Origin of the sequence: Dyella jiangningensis (genome assembly GCF_003264855.1) — a bacterium.
GTDB lineage: Bacteria > Pseudomonadota > Gammaproteobacteria > Xanthomonadales > Rhodanobacteraceae > Dyella > Dyella jiangningensis_C.
Genome location: NZ_NFZS01000003.1, coordinates 1 through 22,011, shown reverse-complemented (window position 1 = coordinate 22,011; position 22,011 = coordinate 1). Strand labels below are relative to the sequence as shown.

Genomic DNA, 22,011 nt, shown 5'->3' with positions numbered 1-22,011 from the left:
GTCATAAGGTTGTCTCATGCTGCCCGTCGTTGCCCTGGTCGGTCGTCCCAATGTCGGTAAATCGACCCTCTTCAACGCACTGACGCGCAGCCGTGACGCCCTGGTGGCTGACATGCCGGGCGTCACCCGTGATCGCCATTACGGCGTGTGCCGCACCGGTGCACGCCCGTTCGTGGTGGTCGATACCGGCGGCCTGTCCGGTGAAGAAGAAGGTATCGAGGGCCTGACCGCACAGCAGGTGCGCCTGGCCATCGAGGAAGCCAGCGTGCTCGTGTTCGTGGTGGATGCACGTGACGGCCTGCTGCCGCAGGACCGCACGATCCTCGACGAGCTGCGTCGCAGCGGCAAGCCGATCATCGCCGGCGTCAACAAGACCGACGGCCTGGATCTGCAGAACGCCATGGCGGAATTCGCCGTGTTCGGCATCGCCAACACGCTGCCGCTGTCCGCTGCACACAACCGGGGCACGGAAGACCTCGTCGCGTCGGCGCTCACGCTGTTGCCGGAAGACGCCCACGAAGAAATCGAGGCGACCGATCCGGACAGCATCCGCGTCGCCATCGTAGGTCGTCCGAATGCGGGCAAGTCCACCCTGATCAATCGCCTGCTGGGCGAAGATCGCCTAATCGTTTCCAATGTGGCCGGTACCACGCGCGACCCGATCAAGGTGTCGCTGGAGCGCGATGGCCGCAAATACACCCTGATCGACACCGCCGGCGTGCGTCGCAAGGCGCGCGTGGAAGAGGCGGTGGAGAAGTTCAGCGTCATCAAGACGCTGCAGTCGATGGCCGCCGCACAGGTGGTGGTGGTCATGGTCGATGCACGCGAGAACCTGGCTGACCAGGATCTCACCCTGATCGGCCACGCTGTCGACGAGGGCAGGGCACTGGTGATTGCCGTCAACAAGTGGGACGGCATGGACAGCTACCAGCGCGAGCAGTGCCAGAACGCGCTCGCGCGTCGACTGCAGTTCGTCGACTGGGCAAAGACCGTTTTCATTTCGGCGCTGCACGGCTCTGGCCTGCGCGAACTGATGAAGGCCGTCGTGCGCGCGCATCACGCGGCGACCAAGGAGCTGGGCTCTTCCGAGCTCACCAAGACCCTGGAACGGGCCTACGAGGGCTACCAGCCGCCGCTGGTGCGCGGCCATGCGCCTAAGCTGCGCTTCGCGCATCCAGGCGGCACCAATCCGCCGACCGTCGTCATCCACGGCAGCCGCACCAAGCACATCGCGCCGGCCTATCGCCGCTATCTCGAAAACTTTTTCCGCAAGCGTTATCGCCTGGAAGGCACGCCGATCCGCATCGAATTCCGCGATGGCGAGAATCCCTTCGCCGGCAAGAAGAACGTGTTGACGGACAGCCAGAAGCGCAAGCGCCAGCGCATGATCCGCGAGATGAAGAAGCGCGGTCGCTGAGCGACCGCACGGGCCTCGGTCCACTCCTTGTACGAGCGCACCCAGTGCGCGACCGCAGGGCAGCCGTATATCGCTGAGATTGGTCTTCGCCGCTCAGACGCAAGGGCTCGTCAACGGTGTGGCCTCCTTGAATGCCGATCGCGCACGGGGTGCGCTCCTACAGGGTCGCGTGCGCTCCGCGGGGATTTGGAGTGCCTGCCCGGTCCGCCGTAAGCTAGGTCGATGACGAGCCTCAATCGCGACAGCTGGCTGGACGCGCTCCGCGCCAGCATTCCAGAGATTTCTCCCTCCGATGCGCTGGCACGGCAGGCGCAGGGCGGCTTGCTGATCGACGTGCGCGAAGACGGCGAACGTGCCAGCGGTACGCCGGTCGGCGCGGTCGGGCTGTCACGTGGTTTCCTCGAGCTGCGCATCGAGCAGATCGAAGCCGACCGGCAGCGGCCCATCGCCGTGCTGTGCGGCAGCGGACAGCGTTCGCTGCTGGCTTCGGAAGCATTGCAACGCATGGGTTACCGCCAGGTGGCTTCGGTGGCGGGCGGTTTCCAGCGCTGGAAGGCGGAGGGCCTCCCGGTGGCGGCCGGTGCGCTGGATGGTGATGCGGCCGAACGTTACGCGCGGCAGCTCCAGTTGCCCCAGGTAGGCGAGACGGGGCAGGCGAAGCTTTCGACGGCGCGCATCGCCTTGCTGGGTGCGGGTGGCCTTGGCGCGCCGGCGGCGCTGTATCTGGCGGCGGCGGGCGTGGGTCAATTGACCTTGATCGATGATGACCGCGTCGAGCGCTCCAACCTCCATCGCCAGGTGATCCATGCCGACGCACGCGTCGGCATGCACAAGACCGAATCCGCCCGCATCACGCTGGCGGCGCTCAACCCGCGCGTGCGGGTCGAAATCCGCAATGAGCGCCTGCAGGCTGACAACGTCGAGCGCCTGCTGGCGGACCATGATCTGGTGATCGATGGCGCGGACAACTTCCCGGCGCGTTACCTGGTGGCCGCAGCATCGCAACGACTGCGGTTGCCGATGATCTACGGCGCGGTCGAGCGCTTCACGGGACAGGTCAGCGTGTTCGACCCGCGGCGTGCGGATTCGCCGTGCTATCGCTGCCTGTTCCCGGAGCCGCCGTCGGCCGCCGAGGCGCCCAACTGCAGCGAAGCCGGCGTACTGGGCGTGTTGCCGGGCATCGTGGGCCTGTTGCAGGCGACCGAAGCGTTGAAGCTGATCCTCGGCATCGGCGAGCCGCTGGTAGGCCGCCTGCTCGGATTCGATGCATTGGCGATGCGTTTTCGCGAAACGCGCCTGCCACGTGATCCGCTCTGTCCGGGGTGTGGCTCGCACGTCGCATTCGGTGGCTATCAGGACATCGCCGAACTCTGCGCTTCCGCCGGCTGATCCAGGTCGGTCGGCAGCAGGCCGTAGACCGCTGCATCCACGGGCTCGCCATCGATCATCAGTCGGTGGCGCGCGATGCCTTCGAATCGAGCGCCGGCTTTTTCCGCGCAACGCCGGCTCGCCAGGTTCTCCACGGCCGCGACGATTTCGATGCGGCAAAGTCCCAGCGTATCGAAGCCAAATGCCGCCAGGCGCCGCGTCGCCCGTGCCGCCATGCCTCGGCCTTGGGCCTGCGTGCGTACCCAGTAGCCCAGGTTGGCGCTGCGATGCTGGTGGTCGAACCGGTTGAGGCCGACGCCCCCCAGCAGCATGCCGTGGTCGTCGAAGACTCCGAACGCCCAAGGCTCGCCGCCTTCGGAGCCCGATCGGCAGCGTTCGATCCAGCTGACCGCATCCTCCCGCTGGTAGCCCGCATGGCACCACGGAAGCCAGCGCCCGACTGTCGCGATCGACTCGTGGGCGGCCTCGTACAACGCGTCGGCGTGCGACGGCTGCCACAGGCAAAGCTGCAGGCCGGGGGCCGTCAGTTGCAGGGAGGCGGGTAGCTTCGTCGGGTCGTTCATGCGTTTGGTTTGTACGCGCCGGGGGGAGCCGGGATAATACGGCTCTTTACAGCCAGGCCCGACCATGACCGCACGCATCCTCGACGGCAAACGCATTGCGCAGGAATTGATGGAGCGGATCGAGCGCCGCGTCGCGGAGCGCAAAGGGAAGGGCCTCGCGGCGCCGGGTCTGGCCGTGGTCCTGGTGGGCGATGACGCCGCCTCTTCGGTCTATGTGCGCAACAAGCGCAAGGCCTGCCACCAGGTCGGCTTCCGCTCCTTCGATTTCGACTTGCCTTCAAGCACCACGCAGGAAGAATTGATCGCGCTGATCGACCGACTCAACGCCGATCCGGCCGTCCACGGCATCCTGGTGCAGTCGCCGTTGCCGCATCACATCGACGAAGACGCGCTGGTCGATCGCATCGATCCAGGCAAGGACGTCGATGGTTTCCAGGCGGTGAACGTGGGACGACTCGCCCTGCGTCGCTTCGGCCTGCGCCCCTGTACGCCGCGTGGTGTGATGACCTTGCTCGGTCACACCGATCGTCCCGTGCGCGGCCAGCACGCTGTGGTGGTGGGCGTCTCCAACCACGTCGGTCGTCCGCTCGCACTGGAACTGCTGATCGCCGGTTGCACCACCACGTGCTGCCACAAGTTCACCCGCGACCTGGAGAGCTTCATCCGCCAGGCCGACATCGTCATCGTTGCGGTCGGCAGGCCCGGCCTGGTCAAGGGCGAATGGATTAAGCCGGGGGCGGTGGTGATCGACGTGGGCATCAATCGCCTGGAAGACGGCCGGCTGGTGGGCGACGTGGATTTTGCCGCGGCCGCCGAACGCGCCAGCTGGATCACGCCGGTGCCGGGTGGCGTCGGTCCGATGACCGTGGCGACGCTGCTGGAGAACACGCTGGAAGCGGCCGAAGCAAGGGATGTGGAGCATCGCGGCTGACGTGGCGTTTACGTCCCCCTGTAGGAGCGCACCCAGTGCGCGATCATGTCCGCGCATATTTCGTCGGTGGCGGGTTTGAGACGTCACGCCGGAAAGCTAGTACGGCACGCCGATAGGCTGCGATCGCGCACTGGGTGCGCTCCTACAGGGGGCTTCGTAGCGTTCCATTCATGCGATCAGTAGCGGGCTCATCGGCTTCCGCGTATAATCTCCTCTTTGCAGCGGGACAAATCGCATGCGCATCCTCGCCGAGGCTCTCACCTACGACGACGTTTATCTCGTTCCGGCTCATTCGGCCGTCCTGCCACGTGACGTAGATACCTCCACGCGGCTCACCCGAAACCTGCGCCTGAACATTCCGATCGTGTCCGCCGCGATGGACACCGTGACCGAAGCACGCCTCGCCATCACCATGGCCCAGCAGGGTGGCATCGGCATCATCCACAAGAACATGACCGCCGAGCAGCAGGCCGCTGAAGTGCGCCTGGTAAAGAAGTTCGAGGCCGGCGTCATCCGCAGCCCGATCACCGTCGGTCCGAACACTTCGATCCGCGAAGTGCTGCAGCTCACCCGCGCCGCCAACATCTCCGGCGTGCCGGTGGTGGAGGGCGAGAAGCTGGTCGGCATCGTCACCAGCCGCGACCTGCGCTTCGAGCGCAAGCATGACGATCCGGTGCGCAACATCATGACGCGCCAGGACAAGCTCGTGACCGTGCGCGAAGGCGCCGACCAGGACGAAGTGCTGCAGCTGCTGCACAAGCACCGTATCGAGAAGGTGCTGGTCGTCAACGACGATTACCAGCTGCGCGGCCTGATCACCGTCAAGGACATCCAGAAAGCCCGCGACAACCCGAACGCCGCCAAGGATCGCCTTGAGCGCCTGGTCGTCGGCGCCGCGGTCGGTGTGGGCGGTGACACCGAGCAGCGCGTGGAAGCGCTGGTCGATGCCGGCGTCGACGTGATCGTGGTCGATACCGCGCACGGTCACTCGCAGGGCGTCATCGAGCGCGCTGGCTGGGTGAAGAAGAAGTATCCGCACGTAGAAGTCATCGCAGGCAACATCGTCACCGGCGAAGCGGCGCGTGCGCTGCTCCATGCGGGCGTCGATGCGGTGAAGGTGGGCGTGGGCCCGGGCTCGATCTGCACCACGCGCGTCGTCGCTGGCGTGGGCGTGCCGCAGATCACCGCGATCGACCTGGTTGCCACCGCGCTGAAGGACGAAATCCCGCTGATCGCCGATGGCGGCATCCGCTATTCGGGCGACATCCCCAAGGCGCTCGCCGCCGGTGCGTCCACCGTGATGCTGGGTTCGATGTTCGCCGGCACCGAAGAGTCGCCGGGCGAGGTCGAGCTGTTCCAGGGCCGCTCCTACAAGAGCTACCGCGGCATGGGTTCGCTGGGCGCGATGGCGCTGGGTTCCAAGGACCGCTACTTCCAGGACGAGGCCGACGCCGACAAGCTGGTGCCGGAAGGCATCGAAGGTCGCGTACCGTACCGTGGTCCGCTGCGCAACATCATCCACCAGCTGATCGGCGGCCTGCGCGCCTCGATGGGCTACCTGGGTGCGGCCACCGTCGAGGACGTGCGCCAGAAGGCGCAGTTCGTGAAGGTGACCAGCGCCGGCGTCACGGAAGCACATCCGCACGACATCCAGATCACGAAGGAAGCGCCGAACTATCGGCTGAATTCGTGAGGCAAGGGATGGCGCAGCGACTTCATCGCAGGCGCCGTCTCACGTTACACACTGGGATGACCTTACAGAGTCGTCATTCCAGCGGAAGCTGGAATTCAGCGTCTTTGATTTCGTGCATAAAGGCACTGGATGACTCGCGAAGCTCGCCCCTCCGGGGCCGCCCTTTAGGCGTTCTGCGCGCTTCGCGCTTGTCCGGCTTTCGCCGGGATGACGTCAGTGAAGTCATTCGCAGGTCGGGTCGCAGAAGCGTCCCGACCTTTGTCTTTTCCGACTCTTGAAACGCGCTGCCATGACCGATATCCATAGCGACAAAATCCTCATCCTCGATTTCGGCGCGCAGTACACCCAGCTGATCGCCCGCCGCGTGCGCGAGATCGGCGTGTACTGCGAGATCTGGGCGTGGGATCACGACCCGGCCGAGATCGCCGCGTACGGCGCCAAGGGCATCATCCTGTCCGGCGGCCCGGAGTCGACCACGCTGCCCGGCGCACCCGCGGCGCCGCAGGAAGTGTTCGATGCAGGCCTGCCGATCCTCGGCATCTGCTACGGCATGCAGACCCTGGCCGCGCAGCTGGGCGGCGCCACCGAGGCGGCCGACGCGCGTGAGTTCGGCCACGCGGAAGTGGACATCGTGGCCAAGAGCCGCCTGTTCGCGGACCTCAGCGATCACGACAGCATGCACCGCCTGGACGTCTGGATGAGCCATGGCGACCACGTGTCCAAGGCACCGCCGGGCTTCGTGATCACCGGTTCCACCGACCGCATCCCGGTCGCGGTGATGGAGAACGAGGACAAGCGCTGGTACGGCGTGCAGTTCCATCCGGAAGTCACCCATACCAAGCAGGGCACCAACCTGCTCAAGCGTTTCGTCACCGAGATCTGCGGCTGCCAGACGCTGTGGACCGCCGCACACATCATCGAGGACCAGATTTCCCGCGTGCGCGAGCAGGTGGGCAGCGACCACGTGCTGCTGGGCCTCTCCGGCGGCGTGGATTCCTCCGTGGTGGCCGCGCTGCTGCATCGGGCCATCGGTGACCAGCTGACCTGCGTGTTCGTCGACACGGGCCTCCTGCGCTGGCAGGAGGGCGACCAAGTGATGGCCACCATGGCCGAGCACATGGGCGTGAAGGTGATTCGCGTGAACGCCGCCGAGCGCTACTTCAGCGCGCTGGAAGGCGTGGCGGACCCGGAAGCCAAGCGCAAGATCATCGGCCGCCTGTTCGTGGAGATCTTCGACGAGGAATCGGCCAAGGTCACCAACGCCGGCCATGGCCAGGTGAAGTGGCTGGCGCAGGGCACCATCTATCCCGACGTGATCGAGTCGGCCGGCAGCAAGACCGGCAAGGCCCACGTCATCAAGAGCCATCACAACGTGGGCGGCCTGCCGGAGCGCATGAAGCTGAAGCTGCTCGAGCCGCTGCGCGACCTGTTCAAGGACGAGGTGCGCCGCATCGGCGTGGAGCTCGGCCTGCCGCGCGCCATGGTCTACCGCCATCCGTTCCCCGGCCCCGGCCTGGGCGTGCGCATCCTGGGCGAGGTGAAGCCGGAGTACGCCGAGCTGCTGGCCCGCGCCGACGCCATCTTCATCGAAGAGCTGCGCGCCTGGGACCTTTACGACAAGACCAGCCAGGCCTTTGCGGTGTTCCTGCCGGTGAAGTCGGTGGGTGTGGTGGGCGACGCGCGTGCCTATGAGTGGGTGATCGCGCTGCGTGCGGTGGAAACCATCGACTTCATGACCGCGCATTGGGCGCACCTGCCGTACGACTTCCTAGGCAAGGTTTCCAATCGGATTATCAATGAATTGCGCGGTGTTTCTCGTGTCGTTTATGACATAAGCGGCAAGCCGCCCGCGACCATCGAGTGGGAGTGAAATCAGGTCCTTCGAGGACTATCGCCAGCTATCGAAAAATTGACGTAACGTGTTGATATATAAGTAAATACGTCGCGTCAGCTATCGGTGACTATCGCCGGCCAGCAGAAAAAGTTGGCGGTAGAGCTGACGGTAAAAATCGAGGCTGGATTAAGACATTCTCGCTCACTATTCAGACTTTTACCGTCTTTGACGGTAAAAGCCTTCTCGGGAAAGCTTGTTTTATGCGGCTTTCCGGGCATCAACAGGTCTCCAGGTCCTTGACGGTAAAACCTGACGGTAAAGCCGTCACAAGCCGGAGGAAACCTCGATGCTTACTGACGCCGCACTACGAAATCTGAAGCCTAAGTCCAAGATTTATAAGGCTTCTGACCGGGACGGGATGTACGTGACGGTATCGCCCAGCGGTACTGTCACCTTCCGCTACGACTACCGCCTCAACGGACGCCGTGAGACGCTGACCCTCGGGCGCTACGGCCCTGGGGGCATCTCACTTGCGATGGCGCGCGAACTGCTCCTGGATGCGCGCAAAGCCGTGCTCAAGGGCACCTCGCCTGCGCTCGAAAAGCAGCGCGAGAAACGCCGGGTGGTCGCCATCAAGACCTTCGGCACGGCGATGGACACCTGGCTGGCCAATGCACGGTTGGCCGACAGCACCCGCGCCATGCGCAAGCACATCATCGACCGGGACATCCTGCCGGTCTTCCAGAACCGCCTGCTCACCGAAATCCAGGCCGAAGACCTGCGGGCCTTGTGCAACAAGGTCAAGGAGCGGGGGGCGCCGGCCACGGCTGTCCAGATTCGGGACATCGTGAAGCAGGTTTACGTCTATGCCATCGCCCACGGCGAGAAGGTGGACAACCCAGCCGATAGCGTGGGCGCGGCCTCGATCGCTACCTTCGTGCCGAAGGACCGCGCCTTGTCGCCGCTGGAGATCCGGCTGTTCGTGCAGCAGATGGAATCGGTGGCGACCTATCCGACCATCAAGCTCGCGCTGCGCTTGATCTTGCTGACACTGGTACGCAAGAGCGAACTCATCCAGGCCACTTGGGATGAGGTCGATTTCGAGAGCAAAACCTGGACGATCCCGAAGCAGCGAATGAAGGGGCGCAACCCGCACGTGGTCTATCTGTCGCGCCAAGCGCTCGACATCTTCGTGACGCTGCACGCCTGCGCAGCAGGCTCAAGGTTCGTTTTCCCTTCTCGTTACGACGCCGAGCGGTTCATGTCCAATGCGACCTTGAATCGGGTCACGCAGCTCATCGCGGAGGCGGCAAAGACCAAGGGCCTGCCGCTGCAACCGTTCACCGTCCACGACCTACGCCGTACCGGCTCGACGCTGTTGAACGAAATCGGCTTCAACCGCGACTGGATCGAGAAGTGCCTAGCGCACGAGGACGGCCGTTCCTCGCGCTCGGTCTACAACAAGGCTGAGTACGCCGAGCAGCGGCGTCACATGCTGCAAGAGTGGGCCAACCTAGTCGATGCCTGGGGCGGCGGGCAGAGCTACGTGCCAACGTTGTTGCCGAAGAACGTCGTCGTGCCGGCGTTGAGCGCGATGGCCTGATCGGATGAGAGCCGTTGTGCGGCTTCATTCCTCACTCGAACCCGCCCGAACAGGGCGGGTTTTTCGTTGGTGGACATCGGGCTTCGAGACGTGGCCGCGAGGTGCTTGCTTGCGCTGCTCGATCCAGCCTTCCACTTCGGCCAAATCCCACACGACGCAGCGCGGCGTGAGGTTGAAGCGGCGCGGGAACTCCCCGCGGCGCTCCATTTCGTAGATCGTAGTTTCAGCCAGCGGAACAATCAGCCGCAGTTCCTGGCGGCGGATGGTGCGCCGGAAGGGAAGGGGGCTGCGTTTCGGGAATTGCGGCAGCTCCTCGTAGGCTTCCGTCCCTGGCAAGGGGAGCGCGTTAGATGTTTGCGATAGCTGTTCCACGTCGGACTCCATGAGTACGCTGCATGGAGACATGGTGAATTTCAACACCTATCGGGACAACTCGTTGCGGCGTAGTGCAGCGCACTCAACGACCGTTGCTCAGGCGACGAAGAAGGGTGCGGCCAGTGATAAGTCCAAGGTGCAGCCGGAACGTGCTGTGATCTTCATCCGAGAGGCCGGGATGCGACCCGTCGGTGTGGAGCATCTTGAACAGTCCATTCAAATAATTCTTCCCGTCGCTGGTCCACTCGTTCCTGTTGACCGACAGAAATCCGCGCTCCGCCAGCCAAGCGCGCCGGTTTTCGCTGGAAGCTAGCGCGGCGGCCTTCTGCGGATCAATGCGCAAGGCGATGTCGCTTAGCAAGCCTTCAAGGAACGTGCGAATCTGGCTGTTCGCCGCTGCCCAGTCGCCGCGCGCGTGCGCGTCGATGGCCTGGTCGAGATGCCCCAATGGCACAGTGAACCCGAACTGCTTCAACAGTTGGTGAACCTCATCATCGGCCGTAGGAAGATCCACTTCCCCTGGCAGCGCCGCGCGCAGCAATGGCGTTCGTGCATCCTCATCCCAGGAGACAACGTAGCCGTCGAGCGCCAGCCCTCGCAGAAGACGTTCCTGCTCGGCCTTCGCATACTGCGGCACGGCCACTCTAACGGCTTCGCGTACCGAAGCTTCAGCCAGTGTCACAGGTCCGTCCAAGGTGCTGACGATCTGCGTTGCGCGCTGGTTGACGAGGCGCGCCAGTACGGCGCTTTTCGCAGTCACGCTCTTTGCCGGCCCCTGCGGAATTTCGTCGTCCAGCCCTAACCGCACGACGAGCTGATCGAACTTCGCCTGCGTCAACATTTCCGCGAGGAACTCCACCGCGGCGATGACGGTCGGGCGAGTAAATGGATGAGCTTTCATTGCTGCCTACGTCCTTTCGTTGTTGTAGAGCCGGCAACGGCGTGCATCACCGCTGCCGGCTCCTTGTTATGCAGCCGCGCTCTACACCTGCACCGCTTTGCGTGAGGCTAGGTAGTCGTCTACGTTGTGGCGACGCAGGGCCTTCTTGGCTTGTGCAGGTGTCACTGTGCGGGTGGCCAACAATGCGTCCAACTGCTCCTGCCACCGCACGGTGCGATGTGCCTCCATGTGTTCCGCCAGCCTGTCGGTGTCGTCACCCGTGGGGGCTGGTGACGCCCCGCCGACAAAGGCGTCGCAGATCGTCACAGTCCCTGATTTGGCAGGCACGTCGGCGGCGCACAGGACAGCCGTGACGACATCAAGTGCATTGGGCTTGTCGATCTGAGAAGGCAGGCTGCTCATCCAGGCACCGGCAACTTCGGTCGAGAAGGAACGAATCAAGAAGCACACCTCATGCGCATGCCGAGCGATTGCGTCACCGGCGCCGTGATGGGAGGACTCGATCACCATGCGACGGTAGCCATGCGCATAGGCGCTTTCGATGGAAGGGAAGACCGGAAGCCCCTCGAAATGCGGTGACAACGGAGGATCGTCTTTTCCGTAGCCAGGGCGAAACGTCGGTTGGATGCGAACGGCTGGCCCAGCGTGCTCGGTCAGGGGCAGCACAGCCTCCAGCAACGCTTTGCGCTGCGTGTCGCCTGGCGTGATGCCCAGCACAATGATCCCGTAGGGACGCTTTGCCACCGCCAGCCTCAGTGCATCTTCGAGTGCCTGCGGCAGACGCTGGTTGGTCGTGAAGTGCTGCGCGGCCGACGGCGCTGCTCGACGCTGCACAAACGGCTGTACCACTTGCAGATCGCCGGACTCAGTAACGATCCCGAGCACGTCAACGGGATCGCTGTCGAGACCTTCATCGTCGGGCCGCAGTAGCAGGTCGATGTCGCTGTGCAGATTCTCGGGCAGCGGCGTCTCCGCCAACACTACGACGCGCAGCGAGGACGAATAGGCGAGATTGGCGGCCGTATTCAGCCGGTCCTTGTTGTCGCTCCACGATTCCTGCGTCAACGGCACGGGGCCGACCACGACCAGCGTACCGCTGGGCAGTCGGTCCATGCCGCGGGAGAACAGGCCGTGTTCGCCCAAGTCGATGGCCGCGTCCGAAGAACGGCCGGCGTCCTCCGCGTAGAGCAGTGCGCCGTCGGTGGCGGCCTCGTATCTGGCGATGGCCGCGTCGATGGCTTTTTGCGAGGTCGTCACGTACACGCCCGGCACGGGGCCGTCGGGCCAGACCTTCAGAACGCTGATGGCCGATGGCTCCAGTGTTTGGAGCATTTCGTCAACCGGCAGAATCAGGCCATGCTGTTTCGCAATGCGCTTGGCAAGCCGATCGGCCGAGATGCTGTCCCACTGTGCAGCAGATACGCGAGCGGGGAACGCACCGACTTCTGGCCAGTTACGCAAGCCTGGAATGGCTGCGATCAGGTCGAGTGCCTGGCCGTGCTTGAGGGTGAGTTTGTGGCGTTCGAGGTACGCGCGCAAGCGCTCCGCGAACACCTTGAGCTGCTGGGTGTCCATATTGATCTCCGTCGGGCGTCGAGCCGGTGCACGCTTTGCGGGCCGCCCAAGGGATCAAACATGGATTGGGTAGGGCACTGGAATGCTCCGTCTTCGTCGTACCCCAAGGGGCGCGTGCGGCAGGTGACGGCAACCATTGGGTAGGATAGCACGCTATTCCGGCTTGTGAGATACTGTCGGCAAGGCTTCGGGCAGGAGCCTGCCACCCGTCATAGCAAAGCTGTTGACAGCACTGCCGGCAAACTCCCTCTCTTCCTGTGCATGCCATGTTCAGGTTCGAGAAGCGGCAGACGGGTGACGTTTCGCCATGAACCGGGAGAACTTGTCATGTCGAGTGAAGCCATTCGTCCGTCCACGATGGACGGCATCAAACGCCTCGCCAAATCGCTCAAGGTCGAGCGGGGTATCCAGCATACGCAAGCCTTGGATGCCGCCGCGCAGGCCGCGGGATTTCAGAACTTCCGTCATGCGGGCAATGTGCTGCGCGCCGCCCCTAAGACGGAGCGTTCTTGCCCCGGTCACCGCGTCTTCCTGACTTCCTACTGGAAGGACCGCGATGGCGGCGGGACCGGACGCGAAACACTGAGCATCTGGCTGTCCGTCCCGTGGGGTGATCTCATCACGGCGCTCCAGTTGCGGAACCATCGCGCACTGGCGGACTTCCGTGCCGAGGGGCCTGACCATCTGGCGCGCGAGCACCTGCAAAGTTCACAGTCGGCAGCTAGGCGTGCGGTCTGTGCAGCCGCACGCGCACTGCATTTCATGGATGCGACGAAGCTGCGTCCGTCCAAGAGCCACAGCCGCGCCTTCCCTAGTGGGCGGTCGAGCAATGCGGTTCCTGGCCGCGACCACTACAGCATCTGGTATGACCGTCAGACGAAGCGCTATCTCTTTGCGGACGAGCCCTATGAGAAGGCCGTTGAAGGCAAGGGGCAGGAGCGTGGGACCTGGGCGAAGGAACATGGCTTCGTCATCGTCAAGCCTGAATGGGCGGGCATGTATGCGCCCGATGCCGGTTCTCGTCTCTACCTGATCGCGGACGAGACGAAGGGCATCCCGCTGGAATCTCTCGCGGCGGCGCTGGACAAGCTGCCTTCACCCATTGTCGAAGCTGCATGGGACGGAGAATCCGCACCAATGACACCGTTCTTCGTGAGCCCGGGTGCCATCGCCAAGGCTGCTGCTGCGGGGGACAAGCCGAAGACGCTGCGTAAGCAAAATGGCCAGCGCAATTCGGTTGGCTATGTCCAGACCTTCGTTGGTCCGCAGCGCCGCCCGAAGGGCAGGATGCCGATTGAGGCGCACGCGCATGTCGGCCGCCTGCTGAAGTCGGTGCTCAAGGACACCTACCATCGCAAGGGTGTCTACAACCGCGTCAATGCGGTTCGCAGTGAACTCGACGAGTGGACGCAGCGCGAGTACAACCAGGCCGAACTGCCGAATGAGCAGTTCTTCGATTTGTATTACCACGAGTCAGGCTCGACGTTTTCGCGCGCGCTTGCCGAAGCCGACCGTGTGCGCCATGTGCGGAGTTTGGCGCATGCGAAGAAGCTCCTAGGTGAGCACTATCCCGACTGCCCGCCGCTGCGGTCACTGCTGAAGAAGCTGGATGCCGCAGTCAAGTCGTTGCATGGCTGGAATTGAGGACTCGTCGCAATGTCTCGCACAAAACAAGACCAACAGCCGCAGACGCCCGCGTCTCCCGTTCGTCCCGAGGCCGAGTTGGAAAGCCGGTTGGCAGCGGCACTGTCCGCTGCCTTCCCCAATATTCCCCGCGAACAACTGGTCGAACAACGCCGTTTCACCGTGCGCCTCGGTCACGAGACGCATGAGTTCGACAGCGCTGCCCAGTGGAAGAAAAGCGGACGAGCAGATGTAATCATCTTTCATGGTGAACGGCCGCTCGCCGTAGTGGAACTTAAGCGCGAGGATCTAGAGCTTACTCATGCCGACTATGAGCAAGCGCAAAGCTACGCGAACCAGTTGACGCCACGACCTCCTCTTGTTCTTGTCACGAACGGGCGCGATACCCGCATCTACGACGCCGACACAGGACAACTTTGGTCCGACGAACAAGATGCCGCGAAGGCGGTAGCCCGTCTGCTTGCCAATGCCGCCAAGCTGGCGGCGGCGGATATGCGGTGGGCGACCGAAGCGTTGATGGGGAGGGAAACCGGAGTCTGGGTTCCCATCGTGCGATCTGCAACGGCAAGGCTCCTGGCGGAGATGACTGACCCACCCGGCCAGTCTGATCGCGCCTTCGCGGAGCCTCTGCTGTTTCCTCGTCTCAGTACCTTGGCCGCCATTAAATCAGCGCAAGCTGGGACGACGTACACGATCGTGGAAGGCGCGGCACAGAGCGGCAAGAGCAGTTGTCTGCGCGAACTTGCTTTGCGCACTCAGGACAGTGAAGACTTGGCCGTCCTAATGTTGCGAGGCTCAGGGGCGGGACTTTTTCAATCGATGGCCAACTTGTTCGCCATCGAGCTTGAATGGAATCTTACCGCGAACGACGCCCGCCAATGGCTGCGGCGGATGTCTACCGGGCTAGCGGGGCCGGCACTTTTGCTCGCCATCGACGACATAGAACCGGGCACGCCAATGGCCGCCGACTTAGAGGAACTGGCGAGCCTGCGACCTGGCAATAAGCTCAATGTCATCTTGACCACCGATCGCGCAGAACGGTTGGTCAAAGGTTCAAACGGTCGCACGCAGACAGCAGTGGGAGCCAGGGCACAGATTATCGAGATCGGTCCCCTGGGGCTGGAGGAGTTTAGGAAAGCACAGCAGACTCTCGCCAATAACAAGGTTCACTTTCAGCAGGGCGCGGAGTACGCAGAGGACTACCGTGCGCCATGGGTGCTTCGCACGATTTACGACGCCGCCGCCCGTAACTCACGGCACCAGGACCCAAACAGCGTGTTGCTTCTTCCGCCGGCACTTGGCTTGGAACTTGTGGATGCGGCGCGCCAGAACTACGCCAATCAGGCGGACCTGCTTCGCGGCTATCGGGTGCTTGCGCGTTGCACCCTTGACGATGAAGGCGCTCGTTCTGCCGAACTAGCCTTGGCAGCAGCGAATGGGTTCGTTGTGCGGCAAGACGCGCTTTCCGACGAAGCCCGCCTTGCGGTAGCCGAACTTAAATCGACGGGTGCCGTGCGCACCTACCGTCACGCAGGCGGCGAAGACATTGTCGTGCCGACTATTCCTGCTGCATTCATTTCGGAGCTTGCCGATGCCGCAGGTGACGAACTCGCGCGCCGTGCCGCAGTAGACCCGCAGGAAGCCGGCACTTGGCTTGGCCATCGCTTGGCCGCTATCTATCTCGGGGATGTGATCGGTGCGCAGGCGATTCGCAGCATGGCGGAGAGAGTAGGCGGATTCAGTTCTGGAATCATCGATGGCCTTCTCGCCATCGAGCCCACAGAGGAGCCAATCGGAAACGCGCTGGTTGCGATGGCTGCACCAGACGGTCGGTTGATTCATCTGAAGATCGAAGGCGAAAAGGCTTGGCTGTCCAATCGCCACGGGGATGTCACTGGCGAAGGCGTGGATCTTGGAGCGGAGCGTCCGCAAACGTATGGCAACACGAGCGCTTGGATGATCCTTGGACAACTTGCCAGGCTTCCCACAGCGAAGGTTGGCGACGACAACCAGCGCATGGACGCCTGGATATTGTTGAACATTGGTCAGTGTCCTTTCCCTTTGCTGCGTGCAAATGAAGTGTAAAAGCTATGACTTGATCTGACACTATCCTAACGCTGAGAGCAGAGGAAATGTCAGATGACCCAAGAACAGAAGATCATTCGCAACAAGCTTGGCTTGTTGAAGTTGGCGCAGACGCTAGGCAGCGTATCGGAAGCGTGCAAGGTACTAGGCTTCAGCCGCGATAGCTTTTATCGATTCAAGGAACTGTACGAGACCGGTGGCGAGACGGCGCTGGCGGAGATATCACGCAAGAAGCCGAATCTGAAGAACCGGGCCGATCCGCAGATCGAGGAAGCGGTAGTGTCGTTTGCGGTGGAGCAACCGGCCTATGGCCAAGTGCGCGTAGCCAATGAGTTGCGCAAGCGTGGCCTATCGGTTTCGCCGGCCGGGGTGCGCACGATCTGGTTGCGCCACGATCTGCAAACCTTTCAGCAGCGGCTGAAGGCGTTGTCGGCGAAGGTGGCGCAAGAAGGCTTGATCCTCACGGAAGATCAGCTGCGTGCACTGGAAAAGGCCAAGGAGGAGAAGGCCGCGCACGGTGAGATCGAAACCGAACATCCTGGCTACCTGGGCGCGCAGGACACCTACTACGTGGGCAACATAAAGGGCGTGGGCCGCATCTATCAGCAGACCTTCATCGATACCTACAGCAAGGTGGCGCTGGTCAAGCTATACGATCGCAAGCATGCCATTACCGCGGCGGACATGCTCAATGATCGCGTGCTGCCGTTCTTCGAGGAGCACGAGGTTCCATTGCTGCGGATTCTGACCGACCGAGGCAGCGAGTACTGCGGCAATCGCGAAACCCACGAGTACCAGCTGTATCTGGACATTGAGGCGATCGACCACACCCGCACCAAGACCAAGAGCCCGCAGACCAACGGCATATGCGAACGTTTCCATCAAACCATCCAGAACGAGTTCTATGCGAGCGCGTTTCGGCGCAAGCTCTACCATTCCCTGGACGAACTGCAGGCGGATGTGGACGTATGGATTGCTAGCTACAACACCGAGCGAACGCACTCGGGAAAGTATTGTTATGGCAAGACGCCGATGCAAACGTTGGTGGAAAGCGCGTCGCTGGCGCGTGACAAACAACTGGATCGGATCATGCCGATATCCGACTCCGTCGTACCGAATGCATAATCGGCCTGTCCGTCAGATCAAGTCTTGGTTAGGACAAATGAAGAGGGGCTGGGCCATCTTGAACACGACCTCGGCGATCGCGGTCGCGTCCTTTGCCACGATCAAGGCCCCATCGAGGCAGCGACGCAAGCGATGGCCGATCTATTTTCGCGTCCGTGGATACATGCAGACGAGTGGGTGGATGCCGCGATCGAAACTGGGTCTCTGCCACTTCTTCATCGTTTGACTATTGCGCTGCGCACGGTACAACTGCGCAACATCCCCGATCTTTCCGATTGGGCTGACTTGGCGCTCAAGGAGCGCGTGCTCCCCACGCTTACCGCTGCCCTTCGAGCATCAGCCGGTAGTGAGGACATCGGCTCGCATTGACTGCATGCATGCCGATGCCGCTGCACGTCCCGGCGTCCCGCTGTCGGGCTCGCGGGCTGTGCCTCGTGCCTCGTGTCGAGTCGCGGCCATTCGGCTTTGATCCCTGACGCCTTCGGCCCTCGCAGGCCGGCGCGCTCCGTTGGCCAAGAGGCAGGGCAGTGGGGTGGTCTTGCTGTTCCCTTCACCGTACCACGGCGTTCTCGCCGTCAAGGACTGCGGCTGGCGTCCTGGCGGCCGGCTTCGCCCCTGACGGCTGCGCTGCGCCGTGATGGCGACGGTTCCGGGCAATTCCGCCCGTGCAACCGGAGAACGCCATGAGCGCACTCATTACCGACGAACAACGCTTCCTGCTGCTGGCCAGCGGCCGCGAATCCCTCCAGAACCCGGACTTTGATCCGACACCCGTGGTCAAGCTGTTCACGCCGGATGCCGGCGCGACCTGGCTGCTGACCGAAATCGACCCGGACGATCACGACCACGCTTTCGGCTTGTGCGACCTGGGCTTGGGAATGCCCGAGCTCGGCTGGGTCAGCTTGCGGGAGCTGGCGACCGTGCGAGGTCGGCTCTGTCTGCCAGTCGAGCGCGATTTGCACTTTCGCGCGGAGAAACGCCTGAGTGTCTATGCGCGTGATGCTCGGCGGGCTGGGCAGATCGTCGTGTAGCAAAAGCAAGCGCGCCGTCCTTACAGACGGCGCGCTTGCTTGCTGCATTTTTACCGAAGCGAGTGCTAAGCAAACTTATGAGAAAGATCAGTCTCTCTCGTGATTAAAACAATATCTCCGTCTTCGATAACCACCGCCCCTCGCTTGACTAGCCTGTTGTAGAAACTCGGCACAAGGTCAACGATGAGCAGGTGGTATCCATGAGATTCTGCAATATCAAGAATCATTGCGATGATCTGCTTCCCAAGGCCGAACTGCCTCATAAATTCCGGCATAAATATGTTTGGAATGCAAATTTGTTTGTTGTCATGGTTAATCACGACTTTTAGGACGCGAGTTCTGGACGTTTCCTTATCATCTACTTGCCCCCTGACTTCAACCTCGCCGCGGGATACGTCAATACGGTGCGTGTGGAACTTCTCAAGGTAGGGAAGGAGCAAACCTTCAATGGATGCTGCTATCTCGTTTTCCAATCCATTTGCATTCATGTGGGCGTCTAAAGTAATCAGCGATTGACTGCGTTATGCAGGCCTATTAAGGGGGCGTGTGCTTCTATCGCACCTTGGTCAAGTAAGGATCAAGCTGCTGGATGCAAACGCTGAGATTTTAGCGTCTCCCAGTAAAACTGGGCCGCGCTGTCGTGCTTCGCATCGAACCTCGCCATGCGAGTTTCGCCTCCTGCGGGCTTCCATCGCTGACGCCTACGGCCCGGATTCCCTGATCCGGGCCTGCGCGCTTCGCTTGCGTGCTGTCTGCGCGTTGAAGTGGCCGTTGCCTGTCCAGCCGTCTCCCCTGACTTCATCACCTTGTCCGCGACTGTAGCCCGCGTCCGTGTGCCGTCAAGGCGCGCAGGGCCGTGTCCTCGGCTGCGCCTGCGGGCCGCACCAACCCTGCGCTTTCTCCTTGACGGCCCCCGTCCGCGCGCTCCTGACCGTCGCGGGCGATGAACTCAGGAAAGACGGTGGCAACGAGGCCAACCGGGTTCTTCGAGCCGACCGCACCGAACAGCCGAAAGGCTGGGCTCCGAATCTTGAAATCCGGTTGCGGTGAACAGCAAACCCTTTCTTTGTCAGGAGAAATGCCATGCAACTCGCTTCCCGTTTCGCTTCCCGTTCGCCGGTGCTGCGTTCGGACTATCCGTTGTCGGTTGACCAGATTCGCGCCATAGCGCCTTCCATCTTCGCGGACGCGCCGCACGAAAGCCGTTCCGAGCGGTACAGCTACATCCCCACCGCCACGGTGCTGCAAGAATTGCGCGGCGAAGGCTTCGAGCCTTTCATGGTGTGCCAGACCCGCGTGCGGCAGGACGACCGCCGCGACTACACCAAGCACATGATCCGGCTGCGCCACGCCAGCCAGATCAATGGACGGGAAGCCAACGAAATCATCCTGCTGAACTCCCATGACGGGACGAGCAGCTATCAAATGCTGGCCGGCATGTTCCGCTTCGTCTGCCAGAACGGCCTTGTTTGCGGCGACACCGTGGCGGACGTGCGCGTTCCCCACAAGGGCGACGTAGCCGCTCACGTCATCGAAGGCGCTTACGAAGTCCTGCACGGTTTCGACCGGGCGCAGGAATCCCGCGATGCCATGCAGGCCATCACGCTCGACAGTGGCGAGGCGGAAGTGTTCGCCCGCGCTGCGCTGGCGTTGAAGTACGACGAGGCCACGCCCGCGCCTATCACTGAATCGCAAGTCCTGATGCCGCGCCGTCACGAAGACAGCCGCCGCGACCTGTGGAGCGTGTTCAACCGCACGCAGGAAAACCTCATCAAAGGCGGCCTGTCCGCCCGCGCTGCGAATGGTCGCCGCCAGACCACGCGCCCGGTGCAGGGCATCGACAACGGCATCCGCCTGAATCGTGCCTTGTGGCTGCTGGCCGATGGCCTGCGCCAACTCAAAGCCTGAATCCCCACGCGGCAGGGGCAGGCAGCAGCTCTTGCCGCTTCTCTCGCTGCTGCATCCCTAACCGCAAGGAGTTGTCACCATGAACGCCGTTACCAAAACCGAAGCCATCGCCCTCGAAACTGTCGCGCCGCTGGAAGTGGCTGACCCGACCAAGAACCTGATTCTGGTTCCGTTGTCGCAGTTGTTGCCGCGCCGTTCCAAGCGCAACGTCCGCACGACCCCGCGCCAGTCCATCCCCGAACTGGCCGCGAGCATTGCCCGTGTCGGCCTGCTGCAAAACCTTATCGTCATTCTTGCCGACGATGCCGAGCAATACGAAGTCGTCGCAGGCGACCGCCGCCTGACCGCATTGAAGCTGTTGGCGAAGAAAAAGCGCATCGCCGCCGACGTTGAGGTGCCGTGCCTGCTGGTGGCCGATGCGTCGGCGCGTACCGTCAGCCTTGCCGAGAATGTGCAGCGCGAGGCCATGCACCCCGCCGACCAGTTCGCGGCCTTCGCCGCGCTGGTCAAGGAAGGCCGACCCATCGAAGACATTGCCGCCGATTTCGGCGTGTCCCCGCTGGTGGTGCAGCGCCGCTTGAAGCTGGCGAACGTCTCGCCGCGCCTGCTGACCGACTACCGCGCCGGAGTCGCCACGCTGGAACAGTTGATGGCCTTGACCATCACCGACGATCACGCCGCACAGGAAGCCGCGTACTATGGTGCGCCCGAATGGCAGCGCGGCGCATCCGCGTTGCGTGATCGCCTGACCGAGCGCGAAATCACCGCCACGCATCCGCTGGTGCGTTTCGTCGGTCTGGACGCCTACATGCAGGAAGGAGGCGGCATCCGCCGCGACCTGTTCGCGGAAGGCGATGCCGGAACCTATCTGACCGACACCGCATTGTTGGAAACGCTGGTATGCGACAAGCTGGACGCGCTGGCTGAGGACGTGCGCGCCGAGCGCTGGGCGTGGGTGGAAGCCGTGCCGCATATGAGCCACGCCGACCGCCAGACGTTCCAGAACGCGCCGCGCCAGCGCCGCGAACCGACGGCCCGCGAAGCCCGCCGTATCGCGTCCCTGCAAACCCGCCTCGAAAAGATCGACGCCGAACTGGAAGAAGCCCACGACGCGGAGAGCGAGGACAAGACCGAGGCGCTGGAATCGCGCCGCGAGCACGTGGCCGAAGAACTGCAAGCCATCGAAGATGGTTTGCGCGACTACACCCCGGACGTGCGCGCTGTGGCCGGTGCGATCGTCACGCTCGACCGCGAAGGCGAGGCCGTGATTCATCGCGGCCTGTTGCGCGAGGCCGAGGCGAAGGCGCTGCGGACGCTCGAAAAGCTGCGGCAGGGTTTCGGCGCAGGCGATGGCGCGAACGACGAGGAAGGCCACGACGACGAAGCGCCCAAGGCCGCAAGCCTGTCCGACCGGCTGGCGCAGCGGTTGAGCGCGCACCGCACGGCGGCGCTGCAAATCGAAGTGGCTCGGCATCCGCACGTCGCGCTGGCCGCGCTGGTGCATGGCATGGTGCGGACTGTCTTGCAGGACGGATACCACCGCGACGGCTTGCCGCTCGGCGTGAGCCTGAAAGTGCAAGACCGGCTGGAAGGCATCGCCCCGGAGATGCCGGAATCGCCCGCCGCCGTGGCGCTGCACACCTTGCAGGAAGTCGCGGGCGAAGCCTTGCCGCAAGACAGCGCCGACCTGTTCGCTGCGTTGCAGGCGAAGTCGCAAGACGAGCTGGTGCGTCTGCTGGCCGTGTGCATCGCGTCGACCGTGGACGTGGTGACGCCTCGCGCCACGCAGCAACAGCCCGGCGCGGAACTGGCGCAGGCCGTGGGGCTGGACATGGCCGCATGGTGGAAGCCAACCGCCGAGGGCTATTTCCGCCACATCGCCAAGCCCGCGATTCTGGACGCCGTGAACCAGTACGCTCCGGCGCACGTCACCCGCC

Annotated in this window: 18 protein-coding genes; 13 read left to right on the top strand and 5 right to left on the bottom strand. The window is 63.0% G+C overall.

Annotation, left to right across the window (positions count from 1 at the left end):
- Positions 1–16 precede the first annotated feature (16 nt).
- Entirely contained in the window at positions 17–1,417 is a 1,401-nt protein-coding gene (gene der / locus CA260_RS11880; protein WP_111983310.1) for a ribosome biogenesis GTPase Der, read from the top strand.
- A 222-nt stretch (positions 1,418–1,639) separates the two neighbouring features.
- Positions 1,640–2,806 (top strand): molybdopterin-synthase adenylyltransferase MoeB, encoded by a 1,167-nt coding sequence (gene moeB / locus CA260_RS11875; protein WP_111983309.1) that lies wholly within the window; start codon positions 1,640–1,642, stop codon positions 2,804–2,806.
- Here moeB and CA260_RS11870 read toward each other — a convergent pair.
- Entirely contained in the window at positions 2,770–3,435 is a 666-nt protein-coding gene (locus CA260_RS11870; RefSeq protein ID WP_238149739.1) for a GNAT family N-acetyltransferase, read from the bottom strand. The two genes, moeB and CA260_RS11870, sit on opposite strands and share 37 nt — an antisense overlap.
- Between CA260_RS11870 and folD the strand changes: the two genes are divergently transcribed.
- The 4 genes from folD (at position 3,434) to CA260_RS11850 (ending at position 9,430) form a co-directional block, all read left to right on the top strand.
- Positions 3,434–4,300 (top strand): bifunctional methylenetetrahydrofolate dehydrogenase/methenyltetrahydrofolate cyclohydrolase FolD, encoded by an 867-nt coding sequence (gene folD, locus CA260_RS11865; RefSeq protein ID WP_111983307.1) that lies wholly within the window; start codon positions 3,434–3,436, stop codon positions 4,298–4,300. The genes CA260_RS11870 and folD overlap by 2 nt on opposite strands.
- Before the next feature lie 235 nt (positions 4,301–4,535).
- Complete coding sequence (guaB, locus tag CA260_RS11860; protein ID WP_111983306.1) at positions 4,536–5,993, top strand: IMP dehydrogenase; 1,458 nt, start codon at positions 4,536–4,538, stop codon at positions 5,991–5,993.
- 289 nt (positions 5,994–6,282) lie between these two features.
- The gene (gene guaA, locus CA260_RS11855) at positions 6,283–7,863 is read left to right on the top strand and encodes a glutamine-hydrolyzing GMP synthase (RefSeq protein WP_111983305.1); all 1,581 of its coding nucleotides are present in this window, start codon (positions 6,283–6,285) and stop codon (positions 7,861–7,863) included.
- 310 nt (positions 7,864–8,173) lie between these two features.
- Positions 8,174–9,430, top strand: coding sequence for a tyrosine-type recombinase/integrase (locus CA260_RS11850; RefSeq protein ID WP_036039760.1), 1,257 nt, complete (start codon positions 8,174–8,176; stop codon positions 9,428–9,430).
- Positions 9,431–9,454: 24 nt separating this feature from the next.
- Here the strand turns inward: CA260_RS11850 and CA260_RS11845 are convergent, their stop codons facing one another.
- From CA260_RS11845 to CA260_RS11835, 3 genes are all read right to left on the bottom strand, one after another.
- The gene (locus CA260_RS11845; protein WP_425479741.1) at positions 9,455–9,802 is read right to left on the bottom strand and encodes a helix-turn-helix transcriptional regulator; all 348 of its coding nucleotides are present in this window, start codon (positions 9,800–9,802) and stop codon (positions 9,455–9,457) included.
- Between the two features lie 85 nt (positions 9,803–9,887).
- Positions 9,888–10,706, bottom strand: a complete 819-nt coding sequence (locus CA260_RS11840; protein WP_054470495.1) for a hypothetical protein — start codon at positions 10,704–10,706, stop codon at positions 9,888–9,890.
- 81 nt (positions 10,707–10,787) lie between these two features.
- Positions 10,788–12,281 (bottom strand): hypothetical protein, encoded by a 1,494-nt coding sequence (locus tag CA260_RS11835; RefSeq protein ID WP_054470493.1) that lies wholly within the window; start codon positions 12,279–12,281, stop codon positions 10,788–10,790.
- Positions 12,282–12,608: 327 nt separating this feature from the next.
- On the opposite strand from CA260_RS11835, the gene CA260_RS11830 reads away from it, so the two are divergent.
- From CA260_RS11830 to CA260_RS11810, 5 genes are all read left to right on the top strand, one after another.
- Positions 12,609–13,925: a DUF5623 domain-containing protein gene (locus CA260_RS11830; RefSeq protein ID WP_111983303.1), complete on the top strand. Its 1,317-nt coding sequence runs from the start codon at positions 12,609–12,611 to the stop codon at positions 13,923–13,925.
- 12 nt (positions 13,926–13,937) lie between these two features.
- On the top strand, positions 13,938–16,010 hold the full coding sequence (locus tag CA260_RS11825; RefSeq protein ID WP_111983302.1) for a type I restriction enzyme HsdR N-terminal domain-containing protein: 2,073 nt from the start codon (positions 13,938–13,940) through the stop codon (positions 16,008–16,010).
- A 54-nt stretch (positions 16,011–16,064) separates the two neighbouring features.
- Positions 16,065–17,135: an IS481 family transposase gene (locus tag CA260_RS11820; RefSeq protein WP_111983301.1), complete on the top strand. Its 1,071-nt coding sequence runs from the start codon at positions 16,065–16,067 to the stop codon at positions 17,133–17,135.
- Positions 17,136–17,267: 132 nt separating this feature from the next.
- Entirely contained in the window at positions 17,268–17,504 is a 237-nt protein-coding gene (locus tag CA260_RS20915; protein ID WP_146745332.1) for a hypothetical protein, read from the top strand.
- A 314-nt stretch (positions 17,505–17,818) separates the two neighbouring features.
- On the top strand, positions 17,819–18,166 hold the full coding sequence (locus CA260_RS11810) for a DUF2958 domain-containing protein (protein ID WP_111983300.1): 348 nt from the start codon (positions 17,819–17,821) through the stop codon (positions 18,164–18,166).
- Between the two features lie 65 nt (positions 18,167–18,231).
- On the opposite strand, the gene CA260_RS11805 is transcribed toward CA260_RS11810, so the two are convergent.
- Positions 18,232–18,654, bottom strand: coding sequence for a hypothetical protein (locus CA260_RS11805; RefSeq protein WP_131727002.1), 423 nt, complete (start codon positions 18,652–18,654; stop codon positions 18,232–18,234).
- A gap of 595 nt (positions 18,655–19,249) precedes the next feature.
- On the opposite strand from CA260_RS11805, the gene CA260_RS11800 reads away from it, so the two are divergent.
- Positions 19,250–20,074: a DUF932 domain-containing protein gene (locus tag CA260_RS11800; RefSeq protein WP_111983298.1), complete on the top strand. Its 825-nt coding sequence runs from the start codon at positions 19,250–19,252 to the stop codon at positions 20,072–20,074.
- A 79-nt stretch (positions 20,075–20,153) separates the two neighbouring features.
- The coding region (locus CA260_RS11795; RefSeq protein ID WP_111983297.1) for a ParB/RepB/Spo0J family partition protein at positions 20,154–22,011 on the top strand (1,858 nt) is incomplete at its 3' end.

Bases quoted from the DNA above. Each gene is read 5' to 3' on its own strand.
- CA260_RS11850 (WP_036039760.1), top strand. From the start codon at position 8,174: ATGCTTACTGACGCCGCACTACGAAATCTGAAGCCTAAGTCCAAGATT.
- CA260_RS11820 (WP_111983301.1), top strand. From the start codon at position 16,065: ATGACCCAAGAACAGAAGATCATTCGCAACAAGCTTGGCTTGTTGAAG.
- CA260_RS11835 (WP_054470493.1), bottom strand. From the start codon at position 12,281: ATGGACACCCAGCAGCTCAAGGTGTTCGCGGAGCGCTTGCGCGCGTAC.
- CA260_RS11805 (WP_131727002.1), bottom strand. From the start codon at position 18,654: ATGAATGCAAATGGATTGGAAAACGAGATAGCAGCATCCATTGAAGGT.
- guaA (WP_111983305.1), top strand. From the start codon at position 6,283: ATGACCGATATCCATAGCGACAAAATCCTCATCCTCGATTTCGGCGCG.
- CA260_RS20915 (WP_146745332.1), top strand. From the start codon at position 17,268: ATGGCCGATCTATTTTCGCGTCCGTGGATACATGCAGACGAGTGGGTG.
- CA260_RS11840 (WP_054470495.1), bottom strand. From the start codon at position 10,706: ATGAAAGCTCATCCATTTACTCGCCCGACCGTCATCGCCGCGGTGGAG.
- der (WP_111983310.1), top strand. From the start codon at position 17: ATGCTGCCCGTCGTTGCCCTGGTCGGTCGTCCCAATGTCGGTAAATCG.
- CA260_RS11810 (WP_111983300.1), top strand. From the start codon at position 17,819: ATGAGCGCACTCATTACCGACGAACAACGCTTCCTGCTGCTGGCCAGC.
- CA260_RS11830 (WP_111983303.1), top strand. From the start codon at position 12,609: ATGTCGAGTGAAGCCATTCGTCCGTCCACGATGGACGGCATCAAACGC.
- CA260_RS11825 (WP_111983302.1), top strand. From the start codon at position 13,938: ATGTCTCGCACAAAACAAGACCAACAGCCGCAGACGCCCGCGTCTCCC.
- folD (WP_111983307.1), top strand. From the start codon at position 3,434: ATGACCGCACGCATCCTCGACGGCAAACGCATTGCGCAGGAATTGATG.
- guaB (WP_111983306.1), top strand. From the start codon at position 4,536: ATGCGCATCCTCGCCGAGGCTCTCACCTACGACGACGTTTATCTCGTT.
- CA260_RS11870 (WP_238149739.1), bottom strand. From the start codon at position 3,435: ATGGTCGGGCCTGGCTGTAAAGAGCCGTATTATCCCGGCTCCCCCCGG.
- moeB (WP_111983309.1), top strand. From the start codon at position 1,640: ATGACGAGCCTCAATCGCGACAGCTGGCTGGACGCGCTCCGCGCCAGC.
- CA260_RS11800 (WP_111983298.1), top strand. From the start codon at position 19,250: ATGCAACTCGCTTCCCGTTTCGCTTCCCGTTCGCCGGTGCTGCGTTCG.